At 64.3% G+C, this 15548-nt stretch carries 10 protein-coding genes and 1 pseudogene; 4 read left to right on the top strand and 7 right to left on the bottom strand.

Going from position 1 to position 15548, the window contains the following annotated elements; all coding sequences use genetic code 11:
- Positions 1-169 precede the first annotated feature (169 nt).
- Together AC1DSJ_RS18500 and AC1DSJ_RS18495 are read right to left on the bottom strand one after the other, a co-directional pair.
- Entirely contained in the window at positions 170-2329 is a 2160-nt protein-coding gene (locus AC1DSJ_RS18500; RefSeq protein WP_441371020.1) for a TonB-dependent receptor, read from the bottom strand.
- Positions 2330-2390: 61 nt separating this feature from the next.
- Positions 2391-2744, bottom strand: coding sequence for a hypothetical protein (locus tag AC1DSJ_RS18495; protein ID WP_175169019.1), 354 nt, complete (start codon positions 2742-2744; stop codon positions 2391-2393).
- A 153-nt stretch (positions 2745-2897) separates the two neighbouring features.
- On the opposite strand from AC1DSJ_RS18495, the gene AC1DSJ_RS18490 reads away from it, so the two are divergent.
- Together AC1DSJ_RS18490 and AC1DSJ_RS18485 are read left to right on the top strand one after the other, a co-directional pair.
- Positions 2898-4397, top strand: coding sequence for an AMP nucleosidase (locus AC1DSJ_RS18490; RefSeq protein ID WP_391567747.1), 1500 nt, complete (start codon positions 2898-2900; stop codon positions 4395-4397).
- Positions 4398-4528: 131 nt separating this feature from the next.
- Positions 4529-6091 (top strand): amino acid permease, encoded by a 1563-nt coding sequence (locus AC1DSJ_RS18485; RefSeq protein WP_254600452.1) that lies wholly within the window; start codon positions 4529-4531, stop codon positions 6089-6091.
- Between the two features lie 84 nt (positions 6092-6175).
- Here the strand turns inward: AC1DSJ_RS18485 and AC1DSJ_RS18480 are convergent, their stop codons facing one another.
- Both AC1DSJ_RS18480 and AC1DSJ_RS18475 read right to left on the bottom strand, forming a co-directional pair.
- Positions 6176-7093: a LysR family transcriptional regulator gene (locus AC1DSJ_RS18480; RefSeq protein WP_476760362.1), complete on the bottom strand. Its 918-nt coding sequence runs from the start codon at positions 7091-7093 to the stop codon at positions 6176-6178.
- A gap of 145 nt (positions 7094-7238) precedes the next feature.
- Positions 7239-8171 carry a YicC/YloC family endoribonuclease gene (locus tag AC1DSJ_RS18475; protein ID WP_441371021.1) on the bottom strand — a complete coding sequence of 311 codons (933 nt, stop codon included), beginning with the start codon at positions 8169-8171 and terminating at the stop codon, positions 7239-7241.
- Between the two features lie 109 nt (positions 8172-8280).
- Between AC1DSJ_RS18475 and rph the strand changes: the two genes are divergently transcribed.
- On the top strand, positions 8281-9015 hold the full coding sequence (gene rph, locus AC1DSJ_RS18470; protein ID WP_054421880.1) for a ribonuclease PH: 735 nt from the start codon (positions 8281-8283) through the stop codon (positions 9013-9015).
- Between the two features lie 99 nt (positions 9016-9114).
- On the opposite strand, the gene AC1DSJ_RS18465 is transcribed toward rph, so the two are convergent.
- Together AC1DSJ_RS18465 and AC1DSJ_RS18460 are read right to left on the bottom strand one after the other, a co-directional pair.
- Positions 9115-10497: an MmgE/PrpD family protein gene (locus AC1DSJ_RS18465; protein WP_054421882.1), complete on the bottom strand. Its 1383-nt coding sequence runs from the start codon at positions 10495-10497 to the stop codon at positions 9115-9117.
- A gap of 17 nt (positions 10498-10514) precedes the next feature.
- The gene (locus tag AC1DSJ_RS18460) at positions 10515-11675 is read right to left on the bottom strand and encodes an acyl-CoA dehydrogenase family protein (protein WP_054421889.1); all 1161 of its coding nucleotides are present in this window, start codon (positions 11673-11675) and stop codon (positions 10515-10517) included.
- 222 nt (positions 11676-11897) lie between these two features.
- Here AC1DSJ_RS18460 and AC1DSJ_RS18455 point away from each other — a divergent pair.
- Positions 11898-13337 (top strand): annotated as a pseudogene (locus AC1DSJ_RS18455) (methyl-accepting chemotaxis protein); the annotation flags it as partial.
- A 165-nt stretch (positions 13338-13502) separates the two neighbouring features.
- Here AC1DSJ_RS18455 and AC1DSJ_RS18450 read toward each other — a convergent pair.
- Positions 13503-15356 (bottom strand): EAL domain-containing protein, encoded by a 1854-nt coding sequence (locus AC1DSJ_RS18450; protein ID WP_441371022.1) that lies wholly within the window; start codon positions 15354-15356, stop codon positions 13503-13505.
- Positions 15357-15548 lie beyond the last annotated feature (192 nt).

The following is a 15548-nucleotide window of genomic DNA, read 5'->3' as shown; positions in this document are numbered from 1 at the left end:
GCAAGCCGGCGGAAAGGGGCGTTGCCAGGGCGTAATAAGCCCTGGAAGCTGCCAAATTATAGTGGAATAAAGTTTCATTACATTTGTAGTGCAATGCAGCATTATTCGGCCGATTTCGTTACGCCGCCCCTAGGGAGCGACGTAACGGACGCAGCAAAAATCGTCGGGATCAGAAGCTGCCGCGCAAACCGACCATCACGGCGCGCCCGCCTTCTGGGGCAATATCGCGCAAGACGGAGGTGGCGTAGCGGATGTCCTGATTCGTGAGGTTGATGCCGCGCACGTAGGCTTGCCATTGCACGCCGGTCATCTTGAACCGGTAGCCGGCATTGGCGTCCAGGCTGTAGTAGCCCGCCGTTGACGTGTCGTTTGCCGGATGGTCATGCTGGGCGAACGCCTTGGACACGCTGACCCCGGCGCTGAACGGCCCGTACCCGTAGTCCAGCGCCACGCGCAGGCGCAGCGGAGGAATGCGTGGCAGCGACCGGCCCGTGTCGCGGTTGCGAGAGACCGTGTAGTCGCCCGACAGCCCCAGGTCCAGCGCATGGCCATCGCGTTGCAGGATGCGCGTCACGTTTTCCGCTTCCAGCCCGTAGAGCCGGGCCGAGACACCCTGGTAGCGCGCTTCTGGCAGCGCGCCGTCGCTGCTGGCGGCTACGACATCGCCATCATCATTGCGATAGCGCCCGGTGTTGGTTTCCGCCAGGTAATTGGCGAAGCTGCTGTAGAAGACGCCCACGCTGCCGTGATCGGTGTCGTTCTTGTATCGCAATGACAAGTCGCCCGACCAGGCGCGTTCCTCGCCCAGATTCTGGTCGCCGACCAGGTATTGGCCGGTCGCCGCGTGGGGGCCGTTGGCGTACAGCTCGTAGAACGTGGGCGCGCGTTCGGTGTAGGCGGCGTTGGCGGCCAGCGACCACAGCGGCGTCAGCTTGTAGATGCCGCCCAGCGAAAAGCTGCCTGCATTGAAGCTGCGGCGGCCGGAATCGTCAAAGCGGTCGTTGCCGCCCGCGGCCGGGCTTAAACGCGTGTGGTCCATGCGGGCGCCAGCCGACAAGGTGAGCCGATCGGTCAGCGTCCATTCTTCCAAAGCGAACAGGGCGGCGGAATCGGTGTCGGTGGTGGGCACCAGCGCTTCGTCGCCCAAGGCCGAAAAGCGCGTCTGGCCCAGTTGCAGGCCAACGACCCCATGCAGCGGCCCGATGTCGGCGTGGCGGGCTTCGATGCGCGCTTCATAGCCCCGGTTCTTGAAGATCGTGCCCGTTTCGCCGTCTTCGATTTCCTTGTGCTGGTAATCGGTATAGGCGAAGTTCAGCTTGACGCTGGTGAACAGGCCATCCAGGTCGCGCAGCTCGCCTGCCAGGCCGACGCGTTCCTGGTGCATTTTGATGCGCACGTCCGATTCGGCAACCGAACCATAGTTGGCGTCGTAGCCGCTGTAAGACAAACCACCGTAGCCATGTTCCCCCGTCCACGACATCCCAATTGCGCCGCCGCTGGCTTCACCGTCGCTATTGGGCAAGCGGCCTTGGGGCTGATCGGCGTCCGGGCCGTCTTCGGCGCGTTGCTGCGCGGTGCGGGCATAGCGGGGGATGCGCAGCGTGCCGGTCTTGCGGCCGAACACGTCGGCGTGCAGGGCGAAGGTGCCGTCGCCGCCTTCCAGTTGCACGGCGCCGTTGCGGTCATTATTGGCGCCGCCGTAGCTGCCGCCCACATCGCCATGGATGCCGTCGATGGGTTCGGTGGGAATGCGGTTGTCCAAGGTGTTGACGACCCCGCCGATGGCATTGCCGCCATAGAGCAATACAGCAGGGCCGCGCAGAATTTCGACGCGGTTGGTCGACAGCGGATCTTGCGGCACGGCATGGTCAAACGATAGCGAAGAGGCGTCCAGCGTGCCCACGCCGTTGTTCAGCAGGCGGATGCGGTCGCCGTCCAGCCCCCGGATGATGGGGCGGCCCACCATGGGGCCGTAGCTGGTGGTGGACACGCCGGGCAAGCCGTTCAGCGTTTCGCCCAAATTGGAGCCGCGCCGCAAGTCCAGCGCCTGGCCTTGCAGCACGCTGGTGGGTGAGGCCAGCGCGTCGCTGCCCAGCGGGTTCGCGGTGATGACGACGGGCGATAGCGTTGTTGTGTCGGAAGCGGACTGCGCGTGAGCCGTCGCTAGGAAGACAAAGGGCAGGGCAATGGGTAGCGCAATGGGCAGCGCAGAGGGCAGCGCAGAGGGCAGCACGACGCGCAAGGCGGACAAGCAGGCAAGCACGACGGGGCGCAAACCAAAGACGCGCAGCGGCACGCCTGCCCGGGCGGGGAAGGTGGGGAAATTCATAGTGGGAATCCAGGGCGCCGGCTCAAGGCCGGCAGATAGAAATCAGGGAAGACGACGGATTTCAGCCCTGGACGGGCGGGGCGCGGGATTGAAACCAGGTGCTGCCGATGGCGATGGCGCCGGCTGGCAAAGGGCGCGCTGGGTGTGCGTGGGGGGCGTCGCCCACCGCCCATTCGAACGCAGACGGCAGCGTGGCGTCCAGCAAGTCCCAGAGCTGGCACAGGTCGCAATGCCCCAACTTTTCATGGGGATGGGCATCGTCCTGACTGGCCGCGGGAGGTTCGCCCAGATGCGTCAACGCATGGTGCAGGCTGCCCACCGGGGACAGCAGCAGGCAAAGGCACAGCCAAGCCAGCACGCCCCATCGCGTCAAGCGCGGCGGGGTGTTGCGGCGGTGGCCTGGCGAAAACGGCATGGAGCAGGGCGGGACGAAAAACAGAAAAACGGAATGATATATTGTTTCCTTATCATTGGCGACGCTGGCGTACCCGAAGCGTGCCCGAATATGGCACTTCATGATTCGCCGCCTCGGGCATAATCGGCAGACAAGAAAGCGGAGTAAAGCTCAATGATGAATGCAGTTCACCCCTTGTCTTCGATGAACCGGCCCGACGCGCTGCCCTTTGAGCCCTTCCAAGACGCCCGCGCCGCGGTCGACCGGCTGGCCGAAATCTACGCGCGCAATACGGCCTTTCTGCGGGCGGCCTTCCGTGAAGTGCTGAAGGGTTCCGGCAACGGCCGTGAACGCGCCCGCGCTTACTACCCGGCCATCCGCATCGTGGTTGAAACGTACGACCCGATCGATACGCGCCTGTCCTACGGCCATGTGGCCGAACCCGGCATCTACCAGACCACCATCACCCAACCCGAACTGTTCCGCGATTACCTGATCGAGCAGGTCGGCCAGTTATTGCAGAACCACCGCGTTGCCGTGGAAGTCGGCGAATCCGATTCCCCCATCCCCTTGCACTTTGCCTTCCCCGAAGGCGCCTATGTCGAAGGCGAACACCTGGAAGCGCTGAAGCGCCCCTTGCGCGACCTTTTCGATGTGCCCGACCTGGCCGTCACCGACGACGCCATCGTCAACGGATCGTGGCGCGGCAAGGAGGGCGAGCCCAAGCCATTGGCCCCGTTTACTGCGCAGCGCGTGGATTACTCGCTGCACCGCTTGCAGCACTACACATCCACCGCGCCTGCGCATTTCCAGAATTTCGTCCTGTTCACGAACTACCAGTTCTATGTCGACGAGTTCTGCGCCCGGGCGCGCGCGCTGATGGCCAGCGGCAACGAAGACTACGAAATGCTGGTCGAGCCGGGCAACCGCATCACGCGCCGGGGTGAAAGCGGCCCAGGCGACGAAGCCCATGCCACGCGCCTGCCGCAAATGCCCGCGTACCACCTGGTGCGTGGCGACCATTCCGGCATCACGCTCGTCAATATCGGCGTGGGGCCGTCAAACGCCAAGACCATCACCGACCACATCGCCGTGCTGCGTCCGCATGCGTGGCTGATGCTGGGCCATTGCGCCGGCCTGCGAGACTCCCAGCGGCTGGGCGACTACGTGCTGGCGCATGGTTATGTGCGCGAAGACCACGTGCTGGATGCCGACCTGCCCACCTGGGTGCCCGTGCCGGCGCTGGCTGAAGTGCAGGTGGCGCTGGAACAGGCGGTGGAAGAAGTGGCCGGCCTGTCGGGCTGGGATCTGAAGCGCATCATGCGCACAGGCACCGTCGCCACCATCGACAACCGCAACTGGGAATTGCGCGATCACGTTGAACTGGTCGAGCGTTTCGCGCAGTCGCGCGCCATTGCGCTGGACATGGAATCCGCCACCATCGCGGCCAACGGGTTCCGCTTCCGCGTGCCGTATGGCACCTTGCTTTGCGTGTCTGACAAACCCCTGCACGGCGAATTGAAGCTGCCGGGCATGGCCAGCGTGTTCTATCGCCGGCAGGTCAACCAGCATCTGGAAATTGGTATCCGGGCGCTGGAACGGCTGCGCGACATGCCGCCGGAACGCCTGCATTCGCGCAAGCTGCGCACCTTCATGGAAACAGCGTTTCAATAAACGCTGATGCGTCCCCCGAGCCCCGTCATTTTTCGTGACGGGGCCGTTTGCGCTATCCTCGCGCGTTGTTTGGTAATCCCGAGGCTGCGCGCGCCGGTTCGCGCGGGGCCTTTCATGACGTTAAGGAATGCATGTTGTCTCCATCGGAACACGATGACCGCCGCGCGGGCGGCGCGCACGCGACGAAGGCGCAAGCGCCTTCCGAACTGCGCCGCACCTTGTCGGCGCGCCACCTGACGATGATCGCCGTGGGCGGGTCCATCGGGACCGGCCTGTTCGTGGCATCCGGCGCGACGATCGCCAAGGCGGGCCCCGGCGGCGCGCTGCTGGGCTACGTGCTGATCGGCATCATGGTCTATTTCCTGATGACCAGCCTGGGCGAACTCGCCGCCGCCATGCCGGTATCGGGCTCGTTTTCGACCTACGGCGCACGCTACGTGGAAGACGGCTTCGGCTTCGCGCTGGGCTGGAACTATTGGTACAACTGGGCCGTTACGGTCGCGGTCGATCTGGTGGCGGCGCAGCTTGTCATGGCGTACTGGTTTCCCGACGTGCCGGGCTTCTACTGGAGCGCCTTGTTCCTGGCCATTACCTTTGGCCTGAACGCCATGTCGGCGCGCGGTTTCGGCGAAGCCGAATTCTGGTTCGCGCTGATCAAGGTGGTGGCCGTGCTGGGCTTTGTGGCGATGGGCGTGATGATGCTGCTGGGCATCATTCGCGGGGGCGAAACCGGTGGCGTCGCCAACTGGACCGTAGGCGATGCGCCATTTGCGGGCGGCTTCGCGGCCTTGATCGGCGTGGCCATGGTGGTGGGTTTTTCGTTCCAGGGCACCGAGCTGATCGGCATCGCCGCTGGCGAATCCAAAGACCCGGCCCGCAACCTGCCGCGTGCGGTGCGTCAGGTGTTCTGGCGCATTTTGCTGTTCTACGTGATGGCCATCCTGGTGATCGGCCTGTTGATTCCCTATACGGACCCCCACTTGCTGCGCAACGATGTCGAGGACATCAGCGTCAGCCCGTTCGCGCTCATTTTCGAACGCGCCGGCCTGCTGGGGGCGGCGTCAGTCATGAATGCCGTGGTGCTGACATCCGTGCTGTCGGCGGGCAACTCCGGCATGTATGCCGCGACGCGGATGCTCTACAGCCTGGCGCGCGATGGCAAGGCGCCGCGCATTTTTGGCCGTATTTCGCGTAATGGCGTGCCGCTGTGGGCGCTGTTGGCGACGACGGTCGTCGCGGCGCTGTGCTTCTTCACGTTCATCTTCAGCCCGAACGCCGTGTACATCTGGCTGTTGAATACATCCGGCATGACGGGCTTCATCGCCTGGTTGGGCATCGCGATCAGCCACTACCGTTTCCGTCGTGGCTATGTGAAGCAAGGCCATAACCTGGCGGACTTGCCCTATGTGTCGCCGTTCTTCCCGTTCGGCCCCATCTTCGCTTTTGTGCTGTGCCTGATCATCACGCTGGGCCAGAACTACCAGGCGTTCCTGCAAGACCGGATCGATTGGGGCGGCGTCGTCGCCACCTACATTGGCATTCCGTTGTTCCTGCTGATCTGGCTGGGATACCGGCTGACGCGCGGGTCGCGCTTTGTCAGCTATCGCGACATGCGCTTCCCGGATGCGCGCGCCCGTAGCCAGTATCTGGATTCCGCATTGCGCGGCGAACCCGCAGCCGGCGAGGCCCGTTAAGCCGAGGCCCGCTAGCCAAGGCCCGCTAATCCGAGGCCCTTAAAGCCTGGCCCGTTAAAGCGCGGCCCTTTAAGGCGAGGCCCGTTAAGCGTGCGCCTGCGGCACGTCCGCGGGCGTGCGGCACTGCCCCAGTATCCAGGCCCCAAACTCACGCACCAGCGGGGCTTGGGCCAGGGACTGGGGGTAGACGAAGTAATACGCGTCGGTGCTGTTCAGGGCCTGCGGGAATAGCTGGATCAATTCACCGCTGCTGAGCTCGCGTTCCACCAGGAAGCGGGGCAGCAGGGCAGCGCCCAACCCCGATGCGGCGGCTTGTGCCAGCATCGCCACCTGCTCGAATTGCGGGCCGCGCAGGGCCTGCGCGGTGTTCGCCCCATGTTGTTCCAGCCACGACGCCCATTGCGCTGCGCGCGACATCTGGTGCAGCAGCACGACGCCGCTCAGGTCGGCAATCTGCCGGATGCGATGCAGCYGTTGAAGCGCGGGGCTGCACACCACGATGACTTCTTCATGCATCAGGTATTCGCAGACCGCGCCGGCCCAGTCGGGGGCGCCAAAGTGTATGGCCGCATCGAAGGGTTCTTTGGAAAATTCGAAAGGCAGCGTGCGCGAGGTGAAATTGATGGTGACCTCGGGCTTGAGCGCCATGAAATCCCCCAAGCGCGGAATCAACCAGCGCGTGCCCAGGGTGGGCAGCACCGCCAGATTGAGTTCATCGCGCTGCGTGCAAGCCATGGTGCGGCGCGTGGCGTCGGACAGTTGGTGCAGCAGGATGCGGACTTCAGCGGCATAAGCCCGGCCGGCTTCGCTGAGTACGACGCGTTGGCGCACGCGATGGAACATCGTGACCCCCAACTGCGTTTCAAGTTGATGGATCTGGCGTGAGACAGCGCTTTGCGTCAAGTGCAGCTCATCCGCCGCGCGGGATACGCTGTTGCGCCGCGCGACTGCCTCGAAGGCGAGCAGGTTGGCGACGGGCGGCAGAAAGGTCTTGCGGAACATGGCGATTCCTGATTAGTCGAACCCTAAAATAAACCCGCCATGACACCACGCTGCGAACGTTCGACGAATAGGAAAAGTCTGGAATGCTACGAGGGCCGCGAAAGCGGCCCTCGTTTGTCACGAATGTGTCAGAAACGCCCGCGCATTACTCGATGTTTTGCGCCTGTTCACGCATTTGCTCAATCAGCAGTTTCAAGTCCATGGCGGCGCGGGTGACTTCCATGCTGCCGGCCTTGGAACCCAGCGTGTTGGCTTCGCGGTTCATTTCCTGGAACAGGAAGTCCAGGCGCTTGCCTGCGCTGCCCGCGTTCTTCTTGCCTGATACGGCCTTGCCGCCGCCGTCCGTCAGCAGGTGACGCAGTTCTTCCAGGTGCGAGCGCAGGCGCGACAACTCTTCGGCCACATCAATGCGCAGCGCAAACAAGTTGGCCTCTTGCGACAAGCGCTCGGACAACTCCGTGCCCGAAATATGCGTGAAGCCGCCGGGGAAGGCGGATTCCACGCTTTCGCGCAGCTTTGCGGCCAGCTTGTCGCGATGGTCGGCCAGCAGCTGGGGCAGGTGGGTTTGCACGATATCGACGACACGCGCGACACCGTCCGCGCATTCACGCATCATTTCGGCCAGGCGTTCGCCTTCGCGTGCGCGGCCTTCCTGCAATTGCGTCAGCGCTTGCTGGGCCGCTTGCAGGCAAGCGGCGCCCCAGATCTGCGGGTCCAGCGCGTCGTTGCCGCGTTGGCCGGGCCAATTGAACAACTCCACCAGACGGGGCGGGGCGATATCGGGGACGATGCGGCGTGCGGCTTGCAGTTGTTCCGCCAGACTTTCCAGCCACGTCGGGTCCAGCTTGGACAGGTCGGTGCTGGCGTTGCGCGTGAACGAAACCCGGATCTCGACCTTGCCGCGCGCCAGGTTGGCGGTCAGCAATTCGCGCAAGGGCGTTTCCACGTGCCGCAATTCATCGGGCAGGCGGAAGTACAGGTCAAGAAAGCGGCTGTTGACGCTGCGCAGTTCGATGGCAAGCGTGCCTTGTTCTAGGTCTGCTCGGGCGTTGCCGAAGGCGGTCATGCTGCGAATCATGATGTGCGTTTCCTGGTGATATATCGCGGCAGGATACTCCAAGCGGCGATTTCCTGCGGCGCCACCCCGTACAATGCCGCGAATCAATGTTCCTGTCTGGAGTCTGCCTGTGACCACACTGCCCACCATCGCCCGTCCGTCCGGCCGCGCTGTTGATGAATTGCGCCCGTTCAGCCTGGAGCGCGGCTTCACGCGCTACGCCGAAGGGTCGGTGCTGGTGAAGGCCGGCAACACCCACGTGCTGTGCACGGCCAGCGTGCTGGAAAAAGTGCCGCCATTTCTGAAGGGCAAGGGCGAAGGCTGGGTCACGGCGGAATACGGCATGCTGCCGCGCGCCACGCACACGCGTGGCGACCGCGAAGCCGCACGCGGCAAGCAAAGCGGCCGCACACAGGAAATCCAGCGCCTGATCGGCCGCAGCCTGCGCGCCGTGTTCGACATGAAGGCGCTGGGCGAACGCACGCTGCATCTGGACTGCGACGTGTTGCAAGCCGATGGCGGCACGCGCTGCGCCAGTATCACCGGCGCGTGGGTCGCAGCGGCTGACGCCGTGGCGTTGCTGATGAAACGCGGCGACCTGGCCGTGAATCCGATCCGCGACGCGGTGGCTGCGGTGTCGGTGGGCCTGGTGCAAGGCCGTTCGGTGCTGGATCTGGATTACGCCGAAGACTCGGCCTGCGACGCCGATGTGAACGTCATCATGACGGGCAGCGGCGCCTTTGTTGAGGTGCAAGGCACCGGCGAGGGCGCGACCTTCACGCGTGCTGAATTGGACACGATGCTGGTGCTGGCCGAAGGCGGTATTGCCAGCCTGGTTCGGGCGCAGCGCGCAGCATTGGTCTGACGCATGCGTTGAACCTGACCACGCGGCGTTTTCTCGCCCAATGACAAACAGCCGCTTTTCCGCGGCTGTTTGTCATTGCGTGTCAGCAAAAGCGTATCGTCACGCGCCCTTGTGCGCCAGCAACATCCCCACCTTCTGTACCTGCTCAAGCCCCCAGATCGTATCGATCAGGCCGCGCAGCTCCTGTTCCGTTGCCGCATCCGCGTAACGGCCCAGGCTGAGCGTCTTGTCTTCGATCTCGGCACGGCTGAGCGTGTTGCCGGGGTCGCCCTTCGGTTCGTCCACGCGGCCGTGCAGCGTGCGGCCGTCGCGCGTAGTGACGGTGACCTTGCCAATCCAGCGCTGCGGATAGGCGCTGTCGACTTCCGGGTCCAGCACCATGTCGACCTTGCCGCGAAACGCCGCAACGGCCGGGTCGTCCAACCCCGCATCGAACTCGGCAAGCCCTGCGCGGCCTTTGCGCGCGATCAGCGCCAGCACCGTGCCCATCGAAAACTTGGACTGATGCACCGTCTGCGGGTTGACGACCGGCCCCAGCACGTCGATGGCGCCCTGATGCACATGGGCCACCACGCGTTCCACATCGGCTTCCGTCAGATTGTTGTCGCGCAGCGCTTGTTGCAGCGCGTCGGCGGCGGGGTGCGTGTGGCGGCACGACGCATGGAACTTGAACGAGGTCTCGGCCAACGCCCAGCGTTCGCCCAGGCGATCGCACAGCTTGGACGGATCGGCATCGGTGGACATGCCAGCCGCCATGCCCTGCGGGCCTTCCAGAATGTGGCGTGCGCCGGTGAAGCCTTCGCGCGCCAGATAGGCTGCGGTGATGCCGTCAGCGGCGGCTTTTGCCGTGTGCAGTTGCTTGGAGTCGGCGGCGTCACGCAAAAATTCCCACAGGCCGGCGGCCTGCGTACCGGCGGAACCCAGTGCGTGCAGCATCTGCTCGGGCGTCAGCTTCAACAAGCGGCCCACCGTCACGGCAGCGGCCAGCGTGCCCGCCGTGCCCGTCGTGTGGAAGATTTTGTAGTGCGAACGGCCCAGGAATTCACCAACGCGGATACCCACTTCGTACCCGGCGACGGCGGCCACGAGCAGGTCGCGGCCCGAGCTGCCCAGCGCCTGCGCCACCGCCAGTGCGGGCGGGAAGACGACCGCGGCGGGATGGAACACCGAGCCGTTATGAACGTCGTCCTGTTCCACCACGTGCGCGGCGGCGGCATTGACCATGGCGGCAAACAGGGGGCTGGTGCGGCGGCGCGTGATCAGCACTTCGCTTGGGCCTTCCGTGGGGCCCATGGCGGCCGCGTAGCGGTCGATGGCTTGCACGGCGCGCGCCGAGGCGCCCGCCAGAATCGACGCCAGGCAGTCCAACAGCAAATCTTCGGCGCGGCGCAACACCGGCGCGGGGATGTCTTCGTAGCGCAAGTTCGCGGCAAAGGCCGCAAGGCCGGCGCTAAGGTGGGGCGTATCTTGAGTAGCGGTCATAAGCGGATGGCCTGGTGTCAGAAGGAACGGGGCAAGCCCAGGATGTGTTCGGCGACGTAGGACAGGATCAGGTTGGTGGAGATGGGCGCAACCTGATACAGCCGGGTCTCGCGGAACTTGCGTTCGACGTCGTACTCGGTGGCAAAGCCAAAGCCGCCATGGAATTGCAGGCAGGCGTTGGCGGCTTCCCACGATGCGTCGGCGGCCAGCAGCTTGGCCATGTTGGCTTGCGCGCCGCAAGGCTCGTGCGCGTCAAACAGGCGGCACGCTTCGTAGCGCATCAGGCTGGCGGCTTCCACGTTGATGTGGGCGCGCGCAATGGGGAATTGCACGCCTTGGTTCTGGCCGATCGGGCGGCCGAACACCATGCGTTCCTTGGCGTAGGCGGTGACCTTGTCCACGAACCAGTAGCCGTCGCCGATGCACTCGGCGGCAATCAGCGTGCGTTCGGCGTTCAGGCCGTCAAGAATGTATTTGAAGCCTTTGCCTTCTTCGCCGATCAGGTTTTCGACGGGAATTTCCAGGTTGTCGAAGAACAGCTCGTTGGTCTCGTGGTTGACCATGTTCGGAATCGGGCGGATCGCCATGCCGTGTTTCACTGCATGATGCAGGTCCACCAGGAAGATCGACATGCCTTCGGACTTGCGCGTGACCTGGTCCAGCGGCGTGGTGCGCGCCAGCAGAATCATCAGGTCGGAATGCTGCACACGCGAAATCCAGACCTTTTGGCCATTGATGACGTAGCGGTCGCCACGGCGCACGGCGGTGGTCTTGATCTTGGTGGTGTCGGTGCCGGTGGTGGGCTCGGTGACGCCCATGGATTGCAGGCGCAATTCGCCAGCCGCAATGCGCGGCAGATATTCGCGTTTCTGCGCTTCGGAACCATGGCGCAGCAGCGTGCCCATGTTGTACATCTGGCCGTGGCAGGCGCCCGAGTTGCCGCCGCTGCGGTTGATTTCTTCCATGATGACGGAGGCTTCCGTCAGGCCCAGACCCGAGCCGCCGTATTCCTGCGGAATCAGTGCAGCCAGCCAGCCGGCCTCGGTCAACGCGCGGACAAAGTCTTCGGGATAGCCGCGCTCTTCGTCGATCTTGCGGAAATACTCGGAGGGGAATTGGGCGCAAAGGTCGCGCACGGCTTCGCGGATGTCCTGATAAGCGTGAGAGGCGTTGGGCATAGGGCTGCTGATGTGAGGTAAGTAAGGGTTCGGTACAGCATCGAATGTGCCGCAAGGGCGCGACCCTGCCAATTCACAATTCCTTAATACGGGGTTCCTGTTCGCAAAAGCGCAGTTTCATGACCGGCGTTCGTCATGGCGGCGGCCAGGTTGTGTCAAGAAATTGCCAAACTGCGTGTCCATAATCCGTAGCACTGCGCCCAGGCGCCAGGCTACACACGGATGGATATGCGTAAAAATCTCAGGGTCACCACGGCGGTTTCCGCCATTCTGGCGTTGTTTGTGGTGCTGTTCGCAGTAGCGGCCGCCGCCGGCATCGCCGTCCTGCGCGACAACCGCGCCGACATCGAGGCCTTGGGCCGGGGCAGCATCGAACGGGCCAGCGACCTGGCCGACATGACCAGCCGGCTGTTTCAGGCGCGCGCCGCGCTGACAGACGCCAAGACCGGCATGGAAGGCGGCCTGGAAGACGCGCGCAATCAATCCCTGGCGCAAGCGGATGCGCTGTTGAAGCAAGCCGCAGCCAGCCTGGCGCGGCTGCGCGGCAACCCGGACACCAGCGAGCAGGGCGGGCCGTTGTTTGAACAGGTGCTGACGGCTTACACCGCGTTTGCCGACCAGACGCTGGCCCCCATGCAAAAGGCCATCCAGGGCTGGAACGGGATCGAAGTGAATCGGCTGGTGGACAAGGCGCTGCCCGTGAGCGGTGCGGCGTATGTGAAGCAAGCGGACGCTTATCAGACCTATTCGCGTGACCAGGGCCAGGCGGCCGTGGCGGGCGCCAGCCAAACGCTGGAGCGCGTGATTCTCGTGGCGGCAGGTGTGCTGGGGCTGGTGCTGTTGCTGGCCGTGTTGATCCGCCTGGCGTTTCGCCGCAGCATTCTGCGTCCGTTGAACGAAGCCGGTGCGCACTTCGACCGGATCGCCGACGGCGACCTGACCGGCGCCATCGCCACGCGCGGCGACAACGAAATCGGCGTGCTGTATTCCGCCATGCGCCGCATGCAGACGGGCCTGTCGGCGGCGGTGGCCTCGGTACGCCATGGCGTTGAAGAAATCCACACGGGCTCGGGCGAAATCGCCGCGGGCGGGGCAGACATGTCCGACCGTACCGCGCGCCAGGCCGGTTCGCTGCAAGAGGCCGCCGCCAATATGACGCAACTGGCGCACACGGTGCAGATGACGGCAGGCAATGCCGACCTGGCCAGCCGGCAGGCCGAAAGCGCCACCCAGCTGGCCCAACGCGGCGGGCAGGCGGTGGACGAGGTCGTGCAAAGCATGCAGGGCATTGCCGACAGCGCGCGCCGCATTGGCGAGATCGTGGGCGTGGTCGACAGCATTGCCTTTCAAACCAACATCCTGGCGCTGAACGCGGCGGTGGAAGCGGCGCGCGCCGGCGAACAAGGCAAAGGCTTTGCCGTCGTGGCGGGCGAAGTGCGCTCGCTGGCGCAGCGCAGCGCGCAGGCCGCCAAAGAAATCAAGGGCTTGATCGAAGACTCGGCCGCGCGCGTCGAGGCGGGCGTGCGTCAGGTGAACCTGGCGGGCGACACCATGCGCGACATGGTGGTGTCGGTGGACCGCGTGACGCAGATCGTGGCCGAAATTTCCAGCGCCACGGCCGAACAGGCGGCGGGCATTGCGTCGGTGAATGACGCGGTGGCCGACATCGAACGGTCCACGCAGGAAAACGCCGCCATGGTCGAGCAGACTGCGGCCGCCGCTGCCGCGCTGGAAATCCAGGCGCAAGGCCTGCGCCGTGCCGTCGCAGTGTTTCAGATTGCGCAGGCTGCGCAGGATGCGGCTGCCGTGCACGCGGCAGCCGGCCAGTCAGTCGCTCAATTGGGGCAGGGCGCCGCCGGTGTAGCGCTCGGCCACCAGCGACAGGTTCCCATGCTTGACCTTGTGCTTGACATGCGCGGCAGCCGACGCGATGTCCTCCGGGCGGATGCGCTCGCATAACGACGGGGTGACGGTCAGCGCGCCCACGCCTAAGGTCACGAAGGGAAAGAAGCGCGGCACGCCATAACGGTCTTCGGCTTCGATGCCCCCGTTATGGCGGCCCTGATCGTCGTACAGGTCGGTGGCCTGCTCGTTGAATTCCGCGATGATGCGCTGCACGCGATCCATCCAGTCGGCGCTGCGGAACAGCACCACGAAGTCATCGCCGCCCACGTGGCCCACGAAGTCGCGCAGCGGATCGCAGTGGTGTTTGATGACTTCGGCCGTCAACATGATCATGTCGTCGCCGCGCCAGTAGCCGTAGACGTCGTTGAACGGCTTGAAGTTGTTCAGGTCGCCGTAGCAGATGGTGAAGTCGGCCGCGTCTTCCAGCAGGGTGGCGATGTGCCGGCTGATGGGGATGTTGCCGGGCAAGGACGTCAGCGGGTTGGCGTAGCGCGCGGCCTCGATACGCATTTCGGTCACCGAGCGCACCAGCGTTTCACCCGTGGCCAAGCCGTCGTAACGGCCGTCGCGCGTAATGATCAGGCCGTCCATCAGGTAGCGCTGGTCTTCCGAGATCAGCACGTGGCTCAACTGGTCGATGGACACATTCAGGTCCACCAGCACCGGTTCGGCGTTCATGAACGTCGAGCAGGCGTCGCGGCCGAAGAGCTCGCGGGTGTAGCGTTGCGCGTAGTGTTCGGAAAAATCGCGGCGGTTGATGATGCCCACCGGCCGGTTGTCGGCGTCAACGACCGCCACCGCGTGCATGGTCTTGTGTTCGATGAACAAGCGATGCACGTCGTCGTTGGTGTGCTTGTTCAGCAGCGCGGCGGGCGCCTCCACGCGCAGGCTGGCTGCGGTACCGCCGGCCGCCCGTTGCGACAGCGGCGCGGTGCTGCGCACGCGCAATGAATCGCGCAGCGGCGGCGTCAGCTCGGTCAACATCGTTTCTTCGGGGCGGCCCAGCAGCCAGCCTTGGGCATAGCGGATGTCCAGCTCGCGCACCATGGCCAGGTCTTCGGCGGTCTCGATGCCTTCAGCGACAATCGCCGTGCCCAGGTGTTGGGCCACCTTCAGAATGGCGCGCACCATGCTTTGCTTGCGGTCATCCTTGCCGATGCCGTCAAAGAAGTAGCGGTCGATTTTCACCAGGTCGGGCTGCATTTCCGACCATAGCTGCAGATTCGAATTGCCCACGCCGTAGTCGTCCAGCGCGATGCGCATGCCGTGCTCACGCAGGCAGGCAAACGCGTTGCCCAGTTCGCCCATGTGTTCGGACAGCGGATCTTGTTCGGTCAGTTCAACGATGATGCTGGACGGCTCCAGCGCGCAATCCTTGAGCAGCCGCATGGGCATGTCGCTGCCCCATAGCGTCCAGTAATGGATCAGCGCGGAGCCAGACAAATTCAAGAACAGCTTGCCGGTGGCCTCGTTATCCTGAAACCCCTGGGCGCCCGCTCGAAAGCTGGCCAGCTCCAGCTGGGGGTGCAGACCGCGCCGGCGGGCTTCAGCGAACAGGGCGTCCGGGTAGTGCAGGGCGGTATCGGCCGGGCCGCGAATCAGGCTTTCGTGGCCGTAGATTCGGCTATGAGACAAATCGACCACGGGCTGGTAGCGCGGCCGCAACAACCCTTCGCGCAGAATGCCGGCCAAGCCGATGGATGCGGGCGCATCGCCCGTTGAAGAGTGGGGCGCGCGGGCCGCAGCTGGCCGGGGCATAGCGTGAAGTGAGGTCATCGCCGAGGGCGTTCAGATACGATCAGTGACAAGATTGGCCATAGTGACAACAAAATATGTCTGCGTTGTTGCCGCTCGCGCGACGCGCAATCTTCCGGCGGGTGTTACATAGCTGTCAACCTACTTGTTGACCTTGCCTGTCATCGGACTCATTGACCTTGCGCGTTTTCCGGACTTGGGGCTCTTGCCCAT

This window comes from Achromobacter sp. 01N37 (assembly GCF_056399725.1).
Note: the sequence above shows the minus strand (reverse complement) of the source record. Positions and strands in the feature narration are given on the sequence as shown.

Excerpts from the sequence above, each read along its gene's own strand:
- AC1DSJ_RS18500 (WP_441371020.1), bottom strand. The coding sequence starts at position 2,329 with ATGAATTTCCCCACCTTCCCCGCCCGGGCAGGCGTGCCGCTGCGCGTC.
- AC1DSJ_RS18495 (WP_175169019.1), bottom strand. The coding sequence starts at position 2,744 with ATGCCGTTTTCGCCAGGCCACCGCCGCAACACCCCGCCGCGCTTGACG.
- AC1DSJ_RS18490 (WP_391567747.1), top strand. The coding sequence starts at position 2,898 with ATGATGAATGCAGTTCACCCCTTGTCTTCGATGAACCGGCCCGACGCG.
- AC1DSJ_RS18485 (WP_254600452.1), top strand. The coding sequence starts at position 4,529 with ATGTTGTCTCCATCGGAACACGATGACCGCCGCGCGGGCGGCGCGCAC.
- AC1DSJ_RS18475 (WP_441371021.1), bottom strand. The coding sequence starts at position 8,171 with ATGATTCGCAGCATGACCGCCTTCGGCAACGCCCGAGCAGACCTAGAA.
- AC1DSJ_RS18465 (WP_054421882.1), bottom strand. The coding sequence starts at position 10,497 with ATGACCGCTACTCAAGATACGCCCCACCTTAGCGCCGGCCTTGCGGCC.
- AC1DSJ_RS18460 (WP_054421889.1), bottom strand. The coding sequence starts at position 11,675 with ATGCCCAACGCCTCTCACGCTTATCAGGACATCCGCGAAGCCGTGCGC.
- AC1DSJ_RS18450 (WP_441371022.1), bottom strand. The coding sequence starts at position 15,356 with ATGACCTCACTTCACGCTATGCCCCGGCCAGCTGCGGCCCGCGCGCCC.